The 20141-nt window shown below is 58.1% G+C and carries 13 protein-coding genes and 1 pseudogene; 5 read left to right on the top strand and 9 right to left on the bottom strand.

Annotated features, from left to right (window positions below):
* Positions 1-7: 7 nt before the first annotated feature.
* Positions 8-4714 carry an RHS repeat-associated core domain-containing protein gene (locus tag AC07UI_RS04385; protein WP_494991328.1) on the top strand — a complete coding sequence of 1569 codons (4707 nt, stop codon included), beginning with the start codon at positions 8-10 and terminating at the stop codon, positions 4712-4714.
* Between the two features lie 101 nt (positions 4715-4815).
* On the opposite strand, the gene AC07UI_RS04390 is transcribed toward AC07UI_RS04385, so the two are convergent.
* Positions 4816-5145, bottom strand: a complete 330-nt coding sequence (locus AC07UI_RS04390; RefSeq protein WP_494991329.1) for a LuxR C-terminal-related transcriptional regulator — start codon at positions 5143-5145, stop codon at positions 4816-4818.
* A 222-nt stretch (positions 5146-5367) separates the two neighbouring features.
* Entirely contained in the window at positions 5368-5652 is a 285-nt protein-coding gene (locus tag AC07UI_RS04395; RefSeq protein ID WP_494991330.1) for a LuxR C-terminal-related transcriptional regulator, read from the bottom strand.
* A gap of 494 nt (positions 5653-6146) precedes the next feature.
* Between AC07UI_RS04395 and AC07UI_RS04400 the strand changes: the two are divergent.
* The 3 genes and pseudogenes from AC07UI_RS04400 to AC07UI_RS04410 form a co-directional block, all read left to right on the top strand.
* Positions 6147-6899: pseudogene (locus AC07UI_RS04400) on the top strand (MCP four helix bundle domain-containing protein); the annotation flags it as partial.
* Positions 6894-7757 (top strand): methyl-accepting chemotaxis protein, encoded by an 864-nt coding sequence (locus AC07UI_RS04405; protein WP_494991719.1) that lies wholly within the window; start codon positions 6894-6896, stop codon positions 7755-7757. The pseudogene AC07UI_RS04400 and the gene AC07UI_RS04405, both read left to right, overlap by 6 nt.
* Positions 7758-7797: 40 nt before the next feature.
* Positions 7798-8988: a pyridoxal phosphate-dependent aminotransferase gene (locus tag AC07UI_RS04410; protein WP_494991331.1), complete on the top strand. Its 1191-nt coding sequence runs from the start codon at positions 7798-7800 to the stop codon at positions 8986-8988.
* Positions 8989-9115: 127 nt separating this feature from the next.
* Here the strand turns inward: AC07UI_RS04410 and AC07UI_RS04415 are convergent, their stop codons facing one another.
* The 7 genes from AC07UI_RS04415 to AC07UI_RS04445 form a co-directional block, all read right to left on the bottom strand.
* Positions 9116-10108 (bottom strand): 2-hydroxyacid dehydrogenase, encoded by a 993-nt coding sequence (locus AC07UI_RS04415; RefSeq protein ID WP_494991332.1) that lies wholly within the window; start codon positions 10106-10108, stop codon positions 9116-9118.
* Between the two features lie 21 nt (positions 10109-10129).
* Positions 10130-11428 carry an MFS transporter gene (locus AC07UI_RS04420; RefSeq protein ID WP_494991333.1) on the bottom strand — a complete coding sequence of 433 codons (1299 nt, stop codon included), beginning with the start codon at positions 11426-11428 and terminating at the stop codon, positions 10130-10132.
* A 137-nt stretch (positions 11429-11565) separates the two neighbouring features.
* Complete coding sequence (locus AC07UI_RS04425) at positions 11566-12546, bottom strand: sugar kinase (RefSeq protein WP_494991334.1); 981 nt, start codon at positions 12544-12546, stop codon at positions 11566-11568.
* Positions 12539-13321, bottom strand: a complete 783-nt coding sequence (locus AC07UI_RS04430; RefSeq protein ID WP_494991335.1) for a sugar phosphate isomerase/epimerase family protein — start codon at positions 13319-13321, stop codon at positions 12539-12541. The genes AC07UI_RS04425 and AC07UI_RS04430 overlap by 8 nt, the downstream gene beginning before the upstream one ends.
* 191 nt (positions 13322-13512) lie before the next feature.
* Entirely contained in the window at positions 13513-14535 is a 1023-nt protein-coding gene (locus AC07UI_RS04435; RefSeq protein WP_494991336.1) for a LacI family DNA-binding transcriptional regulator, read from the bottom strand.
* A gap of 322 nt (positions 14536-14857) precedes the next feature.
* On the bottom strand, positions 14858-15811 hold the full coding sequence (locus AC07UI_RS04440; protein WP_494991337.1) for an alpha/beta hydrolase: 954 nt from the start codon (positions 15809-15811) through the stop codon (positions 14858-14860).
* 18 nt (positions 15812-15829) lie between these two features.
* Positions 15830-16777, bottom strand: a complete 948-nt coding sequence (locus AC07UI_RS04445; RefSeq protein WP_494991338.1) for a choline ABC transporter substrate-binding protein — start codon at positions 16775-16777, stop codon at positions 15830-15832.
* 305 nt (positions 16778-17082) lie between these two features.
* On the opposite strand from AC07UI_RS04445, the gene AC07UI_RS04450 reads away from it, so the two are divergent.
* Positions 17083-20115 carry a fibronectin type III domain-containing protein gene (locus AC07UI_RS04450; protein ID WP_494991339.1) on the top strand — a complete coding sequence of 1011 codons (3033 nt, stop codon included), beginning with the start codon at positions 17083-17085 and terminating at the stop codon, positions 20113-20115.
* The last annotated feature ends 26 nt before the right edge of the window (positions 20116-20141 follow it).

Below are 20141 nucleotides of genomic sequence, written 5' to 3' on the forward strand. Positions count from 1 at the left end.
ATAAAAAATGACCACTTCAACTTCCGTACACTCCAACGCCTTCAACTTCATGAGTTTTCTGCAAAACGGCGTTGACCCACGCACCGGGCAATACACGGTAGCAATCAACCTGCCCGACGTTAAAACCAATGACCTGCAAGGTCCGGGTGTTCCGCTGGCCTTGACCTACAACCCGCTTAATCAGCAGGACAGTGGCTACGGCCATGGCTGGAACCTGCAACTGTCGCAATACACGCCCGGCAACCAGATCCTGTCGCTGAGTACCGGCGAAACCTTCAAGGTCACCGGCAGCGACAGCGCCACTGGCCAGTTGACCATGAAGGAAAAGAAACTCGACAGCTTTCATTTCTATCCGGAAGGCAGCACCCGTTACCGGGTCGTACACAAGTCCGGCCTGGTCGAGATCCTTGAGGTGCAGGGCAGCGCCCAGAACCGGGTGGCGTTGCCGGTCGAGATTCATTCGCCCACGGGGCACAAGGTCACCCTCGGCTATGAGCCGTTCAGCGGCACTCACCAGCTACTGGCCTGGATCAAGGATGATTCGGGCCAGACCCTGCTGACAGTTAACCGCCAGAGTACGTCCGTCGAGGTGTTGCTGCAGCCGTTCGGCGGCCCAGACGGCGGGCCGTTGGCGCGCTTCGTCATGACCCTGGAGGGCTCTGACAAGCAGGTGACCCGGATCACCCTGCCCACCGAAAACCAGGCGTCCTGGCGCTTTGGCTACACCCTTATCCAAGATCAGCTGTGCATGAGCAGGGTGGAAACGCCCACCGGTGGACGTGAGGAAATGCTCTATCAAGACCTCGGTCACCAGTTCCCGGCCGGTAGCGGTCGCACGGCCCTGCCACGGGTGACAAAGCACCTGACTTACCCGGGGTTTGACCAGCCGATGATCGATGTTCGGTACACCTACCCACAGGAGAAAAACTTCCTGGGCTTCGGTCTTCCCCTGGCGTGGGATGATGACGGGCTCGATAACCTCTACAAGCACATTGGCGCCTACGAGTATGTGAGCGTCGAAACCCTGTGGGGCGACGATGAACAGCAACCGGGAGAAAATAAACCGGTCCGGGAAATCGAACGCAAGTTCAACCAGTTCCACCTTCTGACCACCGAAACGACCACCCGGAACAACAAGGTCAACACCGTCGAAACTACGTATTACCTGACGCCGAACGTCGCATTCGACCAGCAGCCCCGGTACTGCCAGTTGCCCAAAGAAGTCAAAACCACCTGGTCGTTGCTCGATAATCCGACCCAGCGGCGCAGTGAAGCCGTCAGCAGCACTTACGACAACTTTGGTAACCTGCTGGAGCAGACCCAGGCCAGCGGTGTGCTAGAAACCAGCGCCTGGTATCCCGCCGCGGGCGCCGATGGCTGCCCGGTCGACCCCGAGGGCTTTGTGCGGCACCTCAAGGAGCAGACCGTGACTCCGGCGTCGCCTGCCGGCAACGCCCCGACATTGCGTACCCGCTATCGCTACAAGGCCTTACCGCCGCTGGCCGGCAGCCCGCTGGAAAACTGGATCACGGTCGAGAGCCAAGCCTTGGTGCAGGTACAAACCAGCAGCGAAACCGAGCTGGAACGCACGCTGTTCGAACACGGCAATGCTCCGAGTGATGCGTTCCTGCATGGCCGTGTCACGCGCCAGACAGTGACCCTGAGCGGAAAATCCACGACGACCGACTATCGCTACAGCAAGCTCGACAGCCCCGACTTCCGGGAAAGTGTGCTGCAGACGGTCGAGACTGTGACCGGTTTTGACCACGAACAAAACGGGAAAAACGTACAAAAAATCATCACCCTTCAGCATTCGCTGCTCAACGGCGAGCCACTGCTCAACCGTGACGACAACAATGTGGAAATCCGATATACCTACGACGCGCTGCGGCGGGTGGTTCGCGAAACCGTCGCGCCTGGCACGGATTACGCCGCCTCTCGTCGCTATGAATATGTTCTTTGCGCGAATACTGGCGAACAGGCCGAACAGTTGCTGTTTGATGTCAAGGACGTGAAAACCTGCACGAAGTTCGACGGGCTCAATCGGGCTGTTTACGAAGAACGGGAAAACGCCGATAACCGTGCGCGCGCCAATGAGCTGCGCCAGACTTACGAGGCGACTTACGACGAATTTGGCCATCTGCGCAAAGAGGTCGAGTACGACTGGCTGGAAGAACAAGCATTGGCCTTGACCACGCAATACGAGTACGACGACTGGGGTGTGCAACGCTGTGTCACCGGCCCGGACGGCGTCAAGACGTTCGAGGACACCGACCCGATCGGAACGACCGCGTCACGAGGCCCGATCCAGCGCAGTTGGCGTGAAGGCGTCCTGCCCACTCCGGAGGTCACCGGCGTCACCGAGACCTGGATCAACCTGTTCGAGAAGCCGACCCGTACCGAACGGCTTGACCTGAGCGAACAGCGCGTCAGCCTGCATGAGTACTTTTATGACGGGCTTGGACGTACCGTCAAAGAGATCGTCGGTTTCGGCGATGTGAAGCGCGAGACGCTCTATGGCTATGACGCCTTCGACCGGATGATCGCAAACACGCTGCCGGATACCGCCGTGGTTCGACGCAGCTACGCCGCGCACAGTCGTGAGGATCTTCCGGTTTCGATCAGCGTCAACAACATCGTCCTTGGGACGCAAGTGTTCGATGGCCTGGACCGTATGACCCACTCGACCACGGGCGGGCGCGAGCAGGTGTTCACCTTTAAACCGGGACAAACCGAACCCGACACGGTGACCACGCCCAGCGCAGAGGTCATCGAATACGACTATCAACCACAGCTGGGCAACGAGCCTGTACGGCGGCGCCTGCCTCGCATTGCGGCCAAGGGTGAGTTCGACGAGGCCACCTACGATTACGACCAGAAAAACGCACGGCTGCTTTCTTGCCAGGAACAGGGCATATACCTCACCCGTGAGTACTACAGCACCGGTGAACAGAAGCGCGAGCGGCGAGTGGTAGAGGGTGGTGAATACACCATGGACTATCGCTACAGTCGCCTGGGTCGTCTGCTGGGTTACACCGATGTGCTGCGTCAGGAGCAGAGTTATCGCTACGATGCCAAGGGCCGGCTTGAGCATACGCAACTGGGCACCACGGCATCGACGTTCACCTACGACTCCCTGGGCCGCACGGCCACCATCAACACCAGCGACAGTGCCGGTGGACAAAGAGTGACTATCACGCTGCAATACGATGAGTTCGATCGGGAAACCCTGCGCGAATTCGACCTCAATGGGGTCAGGCAGCAACTGACTCAGGTGTACAACGATGTCGATGGTCTGGCACAGCGGACCTTGAAGGAGGGCACCGTTGTATTGCGTGACGAAGAATATGGTTACGACCTGCGCGGCCGGTTGACCAACTATACCTGTGCCGGTACCCAGCCGCCCGTTGATCCCTACAACAAAGCCATCACCCGCCAGGTGTTCTCGTTCAGCGAACTGGACAACCTGCGCCTGGTGCTCACCACGTTTGCCGGCGGCACCAACCGTGCGACCTACACCTACGACACGGTTGATCCGGTGCAACTGCGAAAAGTGGCCAACACCCATGCGGATTACCCGGCAGAAATCCTGCTGGACTACAACGAGGATGGCCATCTGATTCGCGACGAAGAAAGCCGCACGCTCGAATACGACGCCCTTGGCCGGTTGACCGGCGTCAGCGGCTCGTCGGGTGGGACGCCGGGCAGCTACAGCTACGATCCGCTGGACACACTGGCGGGTATGAGTGACGGCAGCGCGCAGGAGCAGCGCTTTTACCAGGGCGATAAATTGGCCAACCAAATCAAGGGCGCCAACAGCAGCACCTTTATGCGGGGCGACGAAGTTGTGCTCGCCGAGCACCAGGCAGGTGCTGGCCCAAAGTCCCTGTTGCTGGCCAGTGATGACAAGAACAGCGTGCTGTGTGAAGTCAGCAACGGTTCGGCCAATGACATCGCTTACACGGCGTACGGCCATCGCAACGCGGAACCGGTGAGCACGCAATTGGGCTACAACGGTGAACCCAGCGAAGCGCAAACCGGTTGGTATTTGCTGGGTAAAGGCTATCGGGCGTTCAATCCGGTGTTGATGAGGTTTCATAGCCCGGACAGTTGGAGTCCGTTTGGGGAGGGTGGGGTGAATGCGTATGCGTATTGCGAGGGGGATCCGATTAGTAATGTAGATCCGACGGGACATAGCCCCTGGGGAGCGATTTTGCGAGCTTTTAAGACTACCACTGCATCTTCTGGTATAAAACTACCCGCAAGTTTTACTGGTAATCCACACCAAGACAGAGGGGCGACTCTGCACACTATTGAATCTAAACATGTTACAAGATTCGAAAAAAGGTTTAAGTTATATGGCAAAGAAGCGTCGGTCTCCTTGGAAAAATTTACAAATCTTCAGAAAGACCCAAGAGCTAATAGAGAGCAATTAAATTCCATGATAACAAGGCACAATTCGCAGGTCGACAAGGCGCAGTCAGCCGTTTCTGATTATGAATTTGCTAAAGAAAATCTAGGCAAAAAAGGTATTACTCAATATAGCGCAAAAGATCTCAAAAAAGCTGCAAACCAATACGATAAAATGGAAGCGATAAAAAAAGACGCTTTTCGGACAAAAATTAGCAAAGACATGGCGGACATTAGAGCTAAAGGTCGCGGTAGAGGCGTTAAGACGAACTTCTTGGGCAACGACAATCAGGATTACATTTAATTGAATTGATTTTTCGAGCTGGAAAGCGATGAGCAGTATTGTCGCTATCCAGTTTCGGATCGGTCATTCAGCATGAGTTCAATGTCTGCTTTCGCTGAACTTCACCCCAACCCACTCAACCGCGCAAACTCCACCAACGCACTGTCATGGCCAAGTCCCAACTTGTCCATGGCGGTGCGTTTTTGTCGGCTGATGGTTTTTTCGCTGCGGTTCAGTTGTGCGGCGATCTGCCGGCCGGACAGGCCCTGGACGAACAGGCGCACCACTTCCATTTCCCGTTCGGAAAGACTCACCCGCGGCGCATCGGTGCTTGCGTGGGGCAAGGTCTGGGCTTCGAGAATCTCTGCAAAAGAAGGGCTGAGATAGCGACGGCCCTTGGCCACGGTCTGCACCGCCTGTTTCAGTTCGCTCAACGAACTACGTTTGGGCACAGGCCACTGTTGAGCAAGGCTTGCAGAAGAGAAGGGTTGCGCAACATGGTCATCGCGATCAGCGATACATGGCCAAAATGACGTTTCAGATTAGCCCATTAATGCAAGCCCCTCGGGAACGCGAGAATGATGCGCTGGGGCCTTGGGTTGCAATGCCGGCGCGATACGAGGGCATCGTCGCCGGCATTGCCGAGGGATTGACATCTGGGGTGTGGGCAGGGCTCAAGGCAAATGGATCAAGCCTTGTTCCAGCGCCTTGACCACTGCGGTCCAGCGCGAATTCACGCCGAATTTGCGGCGAATGTTGCAGAAGTGGTAATTCACGCCGGCTTCGCTGCAGCTGAAGATCTGGCCGATTTCCCAGGAAGACTTGCCCCTGGCACTCCATTGCAGGACTTCTTTTTCTCTTTTGGTGAGTGTTATGCCTTCCAGGTGCTCGGTTCCCACTGCGTGAAGAGCGGACTGGGTAACGGAGGACCGGGCGGTGATCGGGTTCGAACGGTGCATGAAAGACTCTCCCATTTATCCATCTATGATGTGGGCGCAACGGATCCTTCCTACTTCAAACGGGCGTGGTTCGCGCGACCGGCTTACAGACACCTGTTTCGGTGCTGTGGGCTCGGGCTAGTTATAAACGGATTCAACGACCTTGGAACCTGTAAGAACTAACAGGTGCGGCACTTTAATTCAGAGGTCAAAGGCGTTTCTGTCATCCACTGACATTGATTCAAGTAGGCATATTCACCGCGTAGGCGCGACGAAGCGCCTGCTATGGAGTCAGGATTCCTTCGCCTGCACCGCTCGTCGCTTTTTGAGGAATATTTCAGGGTCGGCCGCATAAAACCTCAAACCCTGCCGATATCGGTGACAGGTCCACACAAAACACCCCAAGAGTGGCGCCCAACTGTCCGGTGAAGCACGGTCCCGTGCCTGGCAGTCTCTAGCGCAAGGATGCTCGCAGCCCTACATCTTCCGAGAGCCATCCTATGTCCCTACGAAATATGAATATCGCGCCTCGAGCCTTCCTCGGTTTTGCCTTCATTGCGTTGCTTGTTGTCGTTTTGGGCGTGTTCGCGGTGAGTCGCATGACGATCATCCGCCAGGCATCGGTTGACATGGAAAGCAACCAGCTGCCCAGCGTGAGTTACCTGGGGAGCATCACGGAAAACGTATTGCGTCTGCGCATTTTGTCGTTCCGGGTGCTGGTCAACCGTGAGGCGGCCGGTCTGCAGGAAGCTGAAACACGTATCGTCATACTGATGGACAAGGTCAGGCAGGCACAATCGAGCTACGCGGCATTGCCCGCGGGAGGCGAAGAAGCGGCGCTGTACAAGAGCTTTACAGTGACACTGGACAGTTATCTGCAAGCGCAGAACCAGATGATGGAGTTCTCGCGCCAGAACAAAGTCGATGAGATGCGCACCTTGATCAATACCCGAATCAAGGACGGCACCGACCAGATGGGCGAGCAGCTCAACAAACTCATCGCAATCAACAGAGCCGATGCCACAAGAGCCAATACCGAGGCCGGTGACCAATATGACACTGCCAAGCACGGGATCATCGGTGTTTCAGTGGTCGCGGCGCTGATTACCGTGTTGTTGGCCTGGTTGCTCACCCGCAGCATTGTCACGCCGTTGAACAAGGCGGTCGAAGCCGCCGAAATCATTGCCGGCGGCAACCTGACCAAACCGATCGTCGTCGATGGTAATGACGAACCGGCGCGCCTGCTCAGTGCCTTGTCCACCATGCAGGCCAATCTGCGCAAGACCATCGAGCAGATTGCCGGCTCGGCGACGCAACTTGGATCAGCCGCTGAAGAGCTCAGCGCGGTCACCGAGGAAGCGTCCCACGGCCTGCAACAGCAAAACAACGAAATCGAACAAGCAGCGACCGCCGTCAACGAAATGACCGCCGCCGTGGAAGAAGTGGCGCGCAATGCGGTCTCCACCTCCGAGGCGTCCAACCAGTCGACCCAGGCGGCCCGCGAAGGTCGTGACCGGGTGGTGGAAACCGTCGGTGCGATCCAGACCATGACTCAGGATGTGCAAACCACCTCGGCGATGATCGAAGGCCTGGCCGTGCAGGGCCGTGACATCGGCAAGGTACTGGACGTGATCCGGGCGATTGCCGAGCAGACCAACTTGCTGGCGCTCAACGCTGCTATTGAAGCCGCTCGTGCCGGTGAAGCCGGTCGTGGTTTCGCGGTGGTGGCTGATGAAGTTCGCGCGCTGGCCCATCGCACGGCGCAATCGACCCAGGAAATCGAAAAAATGGTCGCTGGCATCCAGAACGGTACTGGCCAGGCGGTCGAGTCGATGCAGCAAAGCAATCAACGCACTCAAAGTACCCTGGAGATGGCCCGCGCTGCCGGCGTTGCCCTGGAGCAGATCACCCAGTCGATCCACCTGATCAACGAACGCAACCTGGTGATCGCCAGCGCCTCGGAAGAACAGGCGCAAGTTTCGCGGGAAGTGGACCGCAACCTGGTAAACATCCGTGACCTGGCCAGCCAGTCCTCTGCTGGTGCCAACCAGACCAGCGCCGCCAGCCATGAGCTGTCGCGACTGGCGGTGGATTTGAATGCAATGGTGGCGCGGTTTGTGATTTAAGTTAGGGTTTAGGCTGGAGCTCGCGCAACAGGAGAGAGACATGCGCTATTCAGCCTTGACCCAACGTATTGCCGGCGACGGAGCAACGGCCTGGCAGATTCACTACCGAGCACTTGAATTGCTGGAGCAGGGCGCCGATGTGTTGCTGTTATCGGTCGGCGACCCGGACTTCGACACCCCCAAACCGATTGTCCAGGCCGCCATCGACAGCCTGTTGGCCGGCGATACCCATTACTCGGAGGTGCGTGGCAACCGCTCGCTGCGCAACAGCATCGCCCGGCGCCATGTCCGGCGCAGTGGTCAGGCGATTGAGGCCGATCACGTCGTGGTATTGCCGGGTGCGCAATGTGCGGTGTACTCGGTCGCGCAATGCCTGCTGGATCCGGGCGACGAGGTGATCGTCGCCGAACCGATGTATGTGACCTACGAAGGTGTATTCGGCGCCTGCGGGGCCAGGGTGGTTCCGGTGGCGGTGCGTCCGGAGAATGGCTTTCGCGTTGATCCGGCGGACGTCGCGGCGCTGATCACGCCCAGGACCCGGGCGATGTTGCTCAACAGTCCGAACAACCCATCGGGAGCAAGCCTGTCGCTGCCAATCTGGCAGGCACTGGCGCGGCTGTGCATTGAGCACGATTTGTGGCTGATCAGCGACGAGGTCTACAGCGACCTGTTGTATGAAGGCGAGCACATCAGCCCGGCGAGCCTGCCGGGCATGGCCGAGCGCACGGCGACCCTTAACAGTCTGTCCAAATCCCACGCCATGAGCGGCTGGCGGGTCGGCTGGGTGATCGGCCCAAAGCCTCTGACGGAACACCTGATCCATCTGTCGCTGTGCATGCTGTTCGGCTTGCCGGATTTCGTTCAGAAGGCGGCTGAAGTTGCCCTTGATGCCGATTTGCCGGAGCTTGCGCAGATGCGTGACGAGTATCGCCGGCGTCGGGATCTGGTCTGTGCACGCCTGGCCGATTGCCCGGGTATCACTGCCGTGACGCCCGACGGGGGTATGTTTGTGATGGTCGATGTTCGTGAAACAGGGCTTGGCGCCCAGGTATTTGCCGAGCGCCTGCTGGAGGGATATGGCGTATCGGTGCTCGCCGGCGAGGCGTTCGGCCCCAGCGCGGCGGGGCATATCCGGATTGGCCTGGTGGTGGATCAGCGGCGCCTGGCCGAGGCGTGTCGGCGGATCGTGCGGTGTGTGGCGGATTTGCAGGAACAGCGGCCGTCGGCTTGATTCAGATCGTCAGATCGTTCCCACGCTCCGCGTGGGAATGCCTCACTGGACGCTCCGCGTCCGCTCTTGTGACGCGCAGCGTCACGGGCTGCATTCCCATGCGGGAGCGTGGGAACGATCATATTGGTCAGACCACCTTCAATCGCTTCTCCCACACCGATCCATTCACCAGATTCGCCGGCCGCTCGCCGGCCAGTGCCGCCAGCAGATTGTCCACCGCGCAACGGGCCATGGCCTCGCGGGTTTCATGGGTGGCGGAGCCAATGTGCGGCGTCGCCACCACGTTGTTCAGCTGTAACAGCGGTGAGTCGTGTCCCAGTGGTTCGCGTTCGAACACATCCAGCCCGGCCGCGCGGATCTGCCGCTGTTGCAGCGCCTCGATCAGCGCGGCTTCATTGACCACCTTGCCCCGGGAAATGTTGATGAAGATGCTTTCCGGGCGCATCAGCGCAAACTGCTCAGCGCCGATCAGACCTTCGGTTTCGGCCGTCAGTGGCAAGGTCAGGCAAATGAAATCAGCTTGCTGCAATAACTGCGCAAGGCTGCGGTACTGCGCATTGAAGCGCTTCTCCACTGTCGGTTTCGGTGAATGACTGTGATAAATGACCGGCATGCCGAAGCCGAAATGCCCACGTTGAGCCAGCGCCTCGCCGATTCGCCCCATGCCGATGATGCCAAGGGTTTTGCCATGTACGTCGCTGCCAAAATGCATCGGCCCGATGTTTTGATTCCATTGCCCGGCGCGGACCAGACTGGCCAGCTCGACCACTCGCCGGGCCGTCGCCAGGATCAATGCGAAGCCTGTATCGGCGGTGGTTTCGGTCAACACGTCCGGGGTGTTGCTGAGCAGAATGTTGCGCCGTGTCAGGTAGTCGATGTCGTAGTTGTCGACGCCCACCGAGACGCTGGCGACGGCTTCCAGCTGTGGCGCCAGATCGAGCAAGTCGGCATCGAGACGCAGGCTGGCTCCGAGTAAACCCTGGGCACTGGGCAAGGCATCGCGCAGACGCATCAAACCGTCGCTGTCCAGCTTGTCGATCAGGGTTACCTGTGCCTGTTCATGCAAACGGGCCATCAGTTCTGGCGAGAGTTTCTTGTAGAGGACGACGTGCTTTTTCATCGTGTTCACCTTCAGTTCAATTCAGGAGTGTGCGGCCAGAGGACGTCTTGGCGAGACCTTGGGCTGCGCTCGGTCACTGGCTCCCGGTTTGAGGAAAATCGTCAGCACTACCGACAGCAGCAACGCGCCGCTCATCAACAGATAGGAAGCACCGGGCGAACCGGTGGAGCTGTTCAGGTAACCGACCAGATAAGAGCCGCCGAAAGAACCAAGGGCGCCCATGCTGTTGATCAAGGCCATGGCGCCACCGGCAACGTTGGCCGGGAGGATTTCCGGGACGATGGCGAAAAACGGTCCATAAGGCGCGTACATGCAGGCCCCGGCGATTACCAATAAGGTGTATGACCACCAGAAATGTTCGGCGCCCAGGGCGTAGGAGCCATAGAACGCCACAGAAGCGATCAGCAGCGGCGGCCAGACGAAGCGCTTGCGCCGTTGAATCTTGTCCGAGCCCCACGACACCACGAGCATCGCAATCACCGCGGCCAGATAAGGCAGCGCCGACAGCCAGCCGGCCTCGATCATGTCCATCTGTGCCGCGTGCTTGAGAATCGACGGCAGCCACAGCACGAAACCATAGACGCCAACGCTCCAGCAGAAAAACTGCAGCGCGAGGATGATCACCTTCGGCGAACGGAAGGCCTCGGCGTAGTTTTTCACCGCTTTGATCCCGACCTGTTCGGCGGCCAGCGCACTGTGCAGGTCCTGCTTTTCGGTATCGCTGAGCCACTTGGCCTGGGCCGGACGATCATCGGCCAGACGCCACCAGATAAATGCCCAGAGCACCGCCGGCAGGCCTTCGATGATGAACATCCAGCGCCAGCTGAAGTGCTGCACCAGATAGCCGGACACCACCGACATCCAGAGCATGGTCACCGGGTTGCCGAGGATCAGAAAAGTGTTGGCTCGCGAGCGTTCGGCGCGGGTGAACCAGTGACAGAGATAAACCAGCATCGCCGGCATCACTGCGGCTTCGACCACCCCGAGCAAGAAGCGGATGGCGACCAGCATGTAAGCGTTGGAGACGATCCCGGTCAGTGTCGCCAGGGCGCCCCAGAGAATCAGACTGACGAAAATCAGCTTCTTCACGCTGTGCTTCTGCGCGTAGATCGCCCCCGGTATCTGGAAGAAAAAGTATCCGAGGAAAAACAGTGCGCCGAGCAACGACGACAGTCCCGGCGTGATCATCAGGTCGGCGGCCATCCCGGAGGCCGCGGCAAAGCCGTAATTGGCCCGGTCCAGATACGCCAGGCTATAGGTGATGAACACAATGGGCATGATGTACCACCAGCGGCGGGTGGCGAGTTTGGACGTTTGCATGATGGTGCTCCTGAGCTTGTTGTTTTTGTCGCAGCAGGTAACGGGGTTGTTTCAAGTTTTACAGTGACTGGTATGGCCTCTTCGCGGGCAAGCCTCGCTCCTACAGGGGCGGCGCAGGCACACCCGATTGGGTTGATTCAGCGCTTCCTCTGTAGGAGCGAGGCTTGCCCGCGATTGGGGCCATCAAGGGCAGCAGATAACTCAGCCCTGGTCGGCAACCCTTCCATATCCCCGCGGCTCTGCACCGCACGACTGCCAATCCAGTTGGCGCGTTGCACCGCATTGCTGACGCTGTAGTTCTCCAGCAGCGCACTGATCAAGCCCACTGCAAAACCATCACCGGCACCGACGGTATCGACGACGTTTTCAACCGGCACGGCCTCGACAAAACCCTGATCCTGATGAGTACGGTAGTAAGCGCCGTGAGCGCCGAGCTTGATCGCCACCGCTTCGGCGCCGTGGTCCAGATAGAACGCGGCAATGTCGGCCGGGTCTTCGAAGCCGGTGAGCAAGCGGCCTTCACTCAACCCCGGCAACACCCAGTGGGCGAGGGCGGCCAGCTTGTTTATTTCAGTGATCATCTGTTGTTCGCTGGCCCACAAGGCCGGCCGCAAGTTGGGATCGAAGGAAACGCTGCGCCCGGCCGCACGCATTTGCGTCATCAGCTCGCGAGACAGTTCGCGGGCCGTGGCCGACAACGCCGGCGGAATGCCCGTCGCATGCAGGTGACGGGCTTGCAGCAGTTGCGGGCGGATCGCTTCGATCGACAGATGACTGGCGGCCGAGCCCCGGCGGAAGTACTCCACTTGCGGATCACGGCCGTCGTCTTCGCGGGATTTGAATTGAAAGCCGGTTGGGTGCAGCGGATCGACCTCGACATGGGCGCAGTTGATACCCTCGGCTTGCAGCGTATCGACCACAAAACGCCCCAGGGAATCGGCGCCGACCCGGCTCAGCCAGGCCACGTTGAACCCCAGCCGCGACAAGCCGATGGCGACGTTGCTGTCAGCCCCGGCGATACGTTTGTGAAAGTGCCCGACCTGCGCCAGTTCACCGGTTTGCTCGGCGACGAACATGGCCATGGTTTCGCCGAACGACAGAATATCGATCTCAGACATGGGCGCTCTCCAGCCGTGATTGACCCAGTCGGGCCAGGACGGCGACATGCTCGGTGGTCAATTGCAGTAAGTCATCGGCTTGCAACGGGTATTCCGCCGCCCGGGTTACGCCTTGGGTCATGTGCTGCAGCAGTTGCTCCCATAGATGCAGGTCGCCGGGGCTGGGCGGTATCGCCACCAATTTGCTGTCGGCCCTGCGCGTGACAGCCTTGCAATGCACGTAACCTACATGGCGGCCCAGCAAGCGTGCGGCGGTGGCGGCTGATTGGTCCTGCCATTGCCAGTTGCCGATGTCGAAGGTCATCTGCACCGGCAGCTTGTGTTGCTCGACCTGAGCGAAGAACCGTTGGAACGGCTCGATGCGTCCGCCCTGTAAGGTCTGATCGTTTTCCACCAGCAACTGGACCGGATGCTGTGCCAGGCAGGACGCAAGGCTGTGCAGGTCGTTGTTGTCGGTGAAGTAACCCAAGGACACTTTCAGCCATCGTGCGCCGAAGGACTGTGCCCGTTTCAGGGTCGCGGCCAGTAGTGGGTTGGGTTGCGACTGCCCGGCCACCCAGAGTTCCAGCGGCGAAGAAAACACCGCCTCAAGTCCCTGTTGTTCGATGGCTCGGGTCAGTTCGCGCGGGTCTTCGGCGGTGAGCAGTTCTTCACGCCACTCGATGCGCCTGGCTCCGGCGCTGGCCAGCAACTCGACGAATGCCAGTTGCCCGCGTTGCCGAACCAGCTCGGCGCCGTAGCTGGAAAGGCTGATGGAAACGGGTGATTGATTCATGGTTATTGACCTCTGAAACCGGTTTCATTTTTTGTGCAAAAAAAAGGTTCAAAAAAATTTGAATGATGCTGATCGGATATTTGTGTTGTCTGTGAGGGCCTCTTCGCGAGCAAGCTCGCTCCTACAAGGACAGCGCTGAACCTGTAGGAGCAGCCGGTCGACGCTCGATTGCTCGCGAAGAGGCCTGTCAGTCAGCAAACCCCTCGCGTCGACCCACGAACAATCAACTGCGCCGGATAATCCAGCGTCCGAACCGGCCCGTCATCCCCGCGCAATCGCTTGAGCAAGCAATCAAAAGCACTGGCGCCGATGGCTTCGGTGGGCTGGGCGAGGGCGGTGATTCCGCTGCCCACCAGCGGGTACCAGTCCAGATCATCCAGGGCGATCAAACCCACATCCTCGAACAGTCCGCAACCCAGCTCACGCAGCGCGCGGGTACTGGCCAGCGCGGCAATGCCGTTGGCGCAGAACAGGGCTTTCGGGCCGGGGCCGGGCGTGGCGAGAAAGGCTTGCAGGCGTGCGGTCAGCTCGGCACCGGTCTCGACAACCCTGCCGAGCAGGGCCGGGCGCTGTGCGATCTCGGCGGTGAAGCTGCTGACCCGTTCGATCCGCGAGCTGGTGCCGTCATAGGGTTCGCTGACCATCAACACATCGCGATAACCTTGTTGTTCAAGGTGCGTGAGGGCGGTGTGGACCGCGGCGGGGTTATTCAGGCCGACCAGATCGCTGTGCAACTGGTCGACCTTGCGATCTACCAGCACCATGGGCATTTCATCGTGCAGTTCGCGTAATTGATCCAGGTGATGGCCGAGGGTGTTCACGATCAGGCCTTCGATGTTGTAGGAGCGCAACGCCGCCAAATGCTGACGTTCCTGCTCGTCATCGCGGTCGGTGTTGCACACCACAAGGCTGTAGCCGTGCTGACGGCAGGCGGTTTCCACGCCATGCATCACGGCAATCGAATAAGGGTTACGGATATCGGCCACCAGCATGCCGATCAGGCGGGTGCGCCCGCGTTTCAGTCCTCGGGCCATCTGGTTCGGGCGATAACCCAGCTCGCTGATCGCCTGTTCGATGCGCAAGGCAATGGCATCGGAGAGCAAGGCGCGGTCTTCGCCGATAAAGCGCGACACGCTGGCCTTGGAGACCCTGGCGCGTTCGGCGACATCGAGCATGGTGACGCGGCTGCGTTGGGCGGCGGAAAAACTGTTCACGGTGTACGACCTTCTTATTGGAATTATTGGGAAGCAGCGGTCATGAGACTTCGCTGAAACCGGTTTCAGAAGACACCAGAACCTGATAGGTCGTCAAGAGGGGGAAGGAAAGGAATTAGAAAATTGTGGCGGTGGCGAGGGGACAAGCCCCAATGCCCTGTAGGAGCACAATGCTGTTCAGTTAAGCGAACGCAGCTTTTTGTAGGAGCCGAGCTTGCTCGCGATATGGACGTTAACGATGACGCGTGTTTTCTGAATAAACGCGCCGCCCTTGAGTCCATCGTCGGAACGCCGCCCGGACCAATCGAGCGTCGACCGGCCGTTACAACAAAGCCTCCCCGCCACAATGGGTTCCAGGAAACCCGCGCAAATACTCAAACAGTGCCTCGTAAAGCTCATCAACTTCAACGGCAAGACCACGCGCCCGCAAGCAGCCATGGACCAGCCCCTGACCTCGATAAAGCAAGGCGGGCGTGTTGGCCGCGTTCAGCCGATCACTGAAACATACGCCGTCATCGCGTAATGGATCGAACTGCGCCACTGCGATAAACGCTGGTGGCAGACGGCTGAAGTCGTTTGCCAGTAACGGCATGGCATAGGGCGAACGCTGCGTTGGACTCGGTAAATACAGCGCGTGATAGCAATCCAGATCGTTGGTGCTGAGTAACGGCGCATCGGCGCATTCACTGCGTGACGGCAAACTCGCATCGCCGCCCAGCCCTGGATAGATCAGCACCTGCGCAGCAGGTAACGGCTCATGGGCGTCTCGTAACGCCAGGCACAACGCGGCAGCGAGATTGCCACCGGCGCTGTCTCCAACCACAACGCGCCGTTCAAGGTCCAGTTGAAACGGGCAACCATCACTGTCCAGCGCTCGCCACACCGCCAGACAATCGTTAAAGGCTGCCGGGAACGGATGCTCTGGAGCCAGCCGATAATCCACCGCCAGCACCAGCACCTGAAGTCGGGCTGCCAGTTCGGCGGTGATGAAGTCGTGGGAGTCCAGGTCACCGACGACCCAGCCGCCGCCGTGCACGTAGACGATGCACGGCCAGCCGCCGGCCGGCATCGCAGTGGTCGGGCAGTAAGCGCGCACCGGTACGTCATTCAAACGCAATTCCGTCACGGCCAACCCCGCAGGCCGGGGCGGGGTGAACGCCCGGCACATGCGGCTATAAGCTTCACGTAGGCCTTTAAAACTGCTATCCAGGCTATTGAAACTCAAGGTTTTCTCGACGAACTCAAGAAGTTCGGGAGAGAGCGGGTAATCGGTCATACGGCACTCAGTTGGGCATCAAGGTTTCAGACTGGCCTGTACGGTAGCGACGCCATCCTTGCCATCCACACTGGTCACACCCGCCAGCCAGCGTTGCAGATCCTCCGGGTGCTCGCGCAGCCATTGCTTGGCCACATCTTGAGGCGCCTTGCGGGCCATGATCGGCACCATCAACTGGCTTTCCTGCGCGGCGGTAAAGGTCAGGTTTTCCAGCAGGCGGTTGACGTTCGGGCAACGCTGGGCGTAGTCCGGTGCGGTCACGGTGGAGACCGTCGCGGCGCCTTCGTTGGGGCCATAGACGTCCTCGCTGCCGGTCAGATAGGTCATCTTCATGTTGATGTTCATCGGATGCGGAGTCCAGCCGACGAACACCACGAACTCCTTGCGATTCACTGCCCGCTGGACGGCGGCAAGCATCCCGGCTTCACCGGACTCGATCAGTTTGAAGCCACCGAGGCCAAAGTGATTGGTTTCGATCATGGTCTTGATGGTGGTATTGGCGCCACTGCCGGGCTCGATGCCGTAGATCTTGCCGCCCAATTGGTCTTTGAATTTGGCGATATCGGCGAAGGTTTTCAGCCCGGCCGCTGCAACGTATTCGGGGACCGCCAGGGTGGCCTGGGCATCGGCCAGGCTGGGTTTGTCCATGACCTTGAGCTGATTGGCGGCGACAAAGGGTGCGATGTTCTGATCCATCGCCGGTTTCCAGTAACCGAGGAAGATGTCCAGCCGCTTGTCACGAATACCGGCGAAGACGATTTGCTGCACGGCGCTGGTCTGCTTGCTGTCGTAGCCAAGACCGGTTAGCAAGACGTCAGCCATGCCGCTGGTGGCGATCACGTCCGTCCAGTTGACCACGCCCATGCGCACGGTTTTGCAGGACGGCGCTTCGTTGGCCATAACGCTGGTGGTTAGCAGTGCGGTACCGGAGAGAATCAACAGACAACGGTTGAACAGTCTTTTCATGTGAGAAGTCTCGCTCGGCAGGTCGTTTATTGTGGGTTCGGCGTCTTTATGCACCGTGCCATCACCTTACGCAGCACGTCAGGCGCCAAAGCGCTCTGCGGCGACAGGATTTTGCACTGTGGCGACACTGATTACCCGTGCCGTTAGCCGATGGACGGAACCCACGGTCTAGAACCAGGAGACCGGCATAGAACACCCCGGAACGCAACTAGCAGATCTGTTAGTGGCGTCGAAAGTATCAATGGCCTGTAATTACCCTGTACGTGACTCCTCGCCAGGAGCGCCATTCACAGTGGAGTAGTGAAATGAATCCGGACGACGAAGCGAAGCGCCATCTTCAGTACTCGACTGCAGTTGACGCGAATGGTGAATCGGAACCTTTACTGGCCACCGTTACACTCGATCCAGCCTCGACACAGCCACGCAATCTCCGCAACCCGGGGAGAAGTTGGTCCGAGGCCCGGCTAACATGGGATGCTCCCAGCGATTCGTCGGGTCTGCGTGATTACGAAATCACCTGTCCGGGTAGGGAAACTGTTCAAACCACTGCGCGTGAACACATTGCCAGGAACTTGATACCTGAAGTTGCATATCCGTTTAAGGTTCAGCCGCGCAGAACTGCGGGTATGCCTCCTGCGCTCTCGCAGTCGATCACTGTCGTAACCCACGATTTAACCCCCCCGAACAAACCGAAAGCGCTCAGGCTCACAAGGCTAACGGCCGATAGTGCATCGCTGAGTTGGACTGCATCAACCAGCAACGGAGTCCGTTACAGAGTTTATCTCAATGGATCCCTCGTCGGGGAGGTCGACCAACTCCATTTCACTTTGGCGCACCTGCAAGATCATACTGACTTTCACTTTAAAGTTCGTGCAGTTAATACCTCTGGCATCATGTCGAGCGCCGCCTCTCTCAGGTTCAACACCTTGTTGCGTGCACCGACAAACCTGAGGTTCAGCCATCTCAACGGGTTCTGCCGGCTGGCTTGGGATCCGAATTTCGGGAAGTATCCGACTCATGTGGTATCCATCAATGGCAAAGAGTTCACCACTGGCCGAGGCCGTGTAGGTTACAACTTCAAGCTGGCCGATCTATCGCCTGGTCCTGCCCCACATCGCTTCAATTTTGCGGTTTATGCTCGACTTGATGATTCCATCTCGAAAACGACCGAACTGGAGAGGACGCTGACTGACGATGTACCTCCGAGTAAACCCGGCGCCCCCATTGTCAGCGATATCACAGACACTTCGGCGAGACTGACCTGGGAGCCGTCGAGCGATAATGTAGGGGTGACTGGTTATAGAGTTTACCGGAATGGTTTTCCTCTTGTTCCTCTTGCCCCGGATGCTCACTACGCTTTCAACGGGTTGACCAGCGGTGCCTACTACTATGTCCATGTGCGCGCACGGGACAAGGATGGAAACGTCTCTGCTTTCAGCGAAAGGGCTGTGTTCAAAACCACAGGGCAGGCGCCTAAGCCTCCACCCTCGACTCCAAACGCAAGTATCACTGCCCTGACATCTACTGATGCCGAACTGCAATGGTCATTTGTGGAGGAAGAGTCCTTCGCGACGGGCGCAAGAATCATGATCAATGACGAGTACTATAAAGATGTGATTTTTTTATCTGGCTGTAATCTAGTGTTGGATAATCTGATCCCTGACGTTGAATACTCAATCAAAGTGCGTGCCTTTGACTATTATGGGCAGTTATCCGAACCGGCCACTCTTGTCTATGAACCCAAGGACGTCACGCCGCCCAGTGTCCCGGAAAACTTGCGTGAAATTGCTTCGACATTCGATTCAGTGACACTGGCCTGGGAGGAGTCAACGGACGACGTCAGTATGTGTGGCTATGTCATCTACAATAATCACGAATATTTCGACAGCACACCGCTTGCCCACTACACCGCCGTCGATTTGTTTCCCGGTTCGTACTCATTTGAGGTTTGTGCTTTGGATGCTTTCGGGAATGCTTCCGAGCCGGCTTCAATAGTCGTATTCAGTACTCCAACCAGACCGGGCACGCCTGTGGTCAGCAACAGAGCTCACACGTCGGCGACAGTGACTTGGGCTCCATCAATTGGCAGTAACATCCTCTACCAGGTTTGTCTCAACGGTTCCGTCATCACGCAGACCGAGCAACTCCATGTCACTCTCACGCACCTGAAAAATCATACCGACTATCTTGTTGAGGTTTATGCTCTTAATGTGGCCGGCAGATCCGAGCCCGCCTCCGTAACGTTTAGAACCTTGTTGAGTCCGCCGGCAAACTTGAGGTTCAGCCATCTCAACGGGTTCTGCAGGCTGGCCTGGGATCCGAATTTCGGGAAGTATCCGACTCATGTGGTCTCCATCAATGGCAAAGTGTTCACCACTGGCCGAGGTCGTGTAGGTTACAACTTCAAGCTGGCCGATCTATCGCCTGGTCCTGCCCCACATCGCTTCAACTTTGCGGTTTATGCTCGACTTGATGATTCCATCTCCCTAACGACCGAACTGGAGAGGACGCTGACTGACGATGTACCTCCGAGTAAACCCGGCGCCCCCATTGTCAGCGATATCACAGACACTTCGGCGAGACTGACCTGGGAGCCGTCGAGCGATAATGTAGGGGTGACCGGTTATAGAGTTTACCGGAATGGTTTTCCTCTTATTCCTCTTGCCCCGGATGCTCGCCACACTCTCAATGGGTTGACCAGCGGTGCCTATCACTATGTTTTCGTGCGCGCGCGGGACAAAGATGGAAACCTTTCTGCTCTCAGCGGAATCACAGTGTTCAAAACCACCGGGCAGGCGCCAAAACCTCCACCCTCTGCACCAAAAGAAGTGCGTATCACGCCCCTGACATCTACTTCAGCCAAACTGGAGTGGTCATCCGTGGAGGAGGAAGCTGTTACGACGGGTGCAAGAATCATGATCAATGACGAGCACTATGTAGATGTGCTTTTTATGGCCGCAATTACGTTGTCCAAGCTGATCCCTGACGTTGAATACTCAATCAAAGTGCGTGCCTTTGACTATTATGGGCAGTTATCCGAACCGGCCACTCTTGTCTATGAACCCAAGGACGTCACGCCGCCCAGTGTCCCGGAAAACTTGCGTGAAATTGCTTCGACATTCGATTCAGTGACACTGGCCTGGGAGGAGTCAACGGACGACGTCAGTATGTGTGGCTATGTCATCTACAATAATCACGAATATTTCGACAGCACACCGCTTGCCCACTACACCGCCGTCGATTTGTTTCCCGGTTCGTACTCATTTGAGGTTTGTGCTTTGGATGCTTTCGGGAATGCTTCCGAGCCGGCTTCAATAGTCGTTGAAATCAAAAGCTGACTTTCCGGGGGCGTCTTCCTGCAGTT

The sequence above is a fragment of the Pseudomonas sp. GW821-FHT04C07 genome, assembly GCF_059420325.1.

What these genes read in the sequence shown, in the direction of transcription:
- AC07UI_RS04385 (WP_494991328.1), top strand. Translation starts at nt 8, where the DNA reads ATGACCACTTCAACTTCCGTACACTCCAACGCCTTCAACTTCATGAGT.
- AC07UI_RS04395 (WP_494991330.1), bottom strand. Translation starts at nt 5,652, where the DNA reads ATGCACCGTTCGAACCCGATCACCGCCCGGTCCTCCGTTACCCAGTCC.
- AC07UI_RS04405 (WP_494991719.1), top strand. Translation starts at nt 6,894, where the DNA reads ATGCAGGCCAATCTGCGCAAGACCATCGAGCAGATTGCCGGCTCGGCG.
- AC07UI_RS04410 (WP_494991331.1), top strand. Translation starts at nt 7,798, where the DNA reads ATGCGCTATTCAGCCTTGACCCAACGTATTGCCGGCGACGGAGCAACG.
- AC07UI_RS04415 (WP_494991332.1), bottom strand. Translation starts at nt 10,108, where the DNA reads ATGAAAAAGCACGTCGTCCTCTACAAGAAACTCTCGCCAGAACTGATG.
- AC07UI_RS04420 (WP_494991333.1), bottom strand. Translation starts at nt 11,428, where the DNA reads ATGCAAACGTCCAAACTCGCCACCCGCCGCTGGTGGTACATCATGCCC.
- AC07UI_RS04425 (WP_494991334.1), bottom strand. Translation starts at nt 12,546, where the DNA reads ATGTCTGAGATCGATATTCTGTCGTTCGGCGAAACCATGGCCATGTTC.
- AC07UI_RS04430 (WP_494991335.1), bottom strand. Translation starts at nt 13,321, where the DNA reads ATGAATCAATCACCCGTTTCCATCAGCCTTTCCAGCTACGGCGCCGAG.
- AC07UI_RS04440 (WP_494991337.1), bottom strand. Translation starts at nt 15,811, where the DNA reads ATGACCGATTACCCGCTCTCTCCCGAACTTCTTGAGTTCGTCGAGAAA.
- AC07UI_RS04445 (WP_494991338.1), bottom strand. Translation starts at nt 16,777, where the DNA reads ATGAAAAGACTGTTCAACCGTTGTCTGTTGATTCTCTCCGGTACCGCA.
- AC07UI_RS04450 (WP_494991339.1), top strand. Translation starts at nt 17,083, where the DNA reads ATGAATCCGGACGACGAAGCGAAGCGCCATCTTCAGTACTCGACTGCA.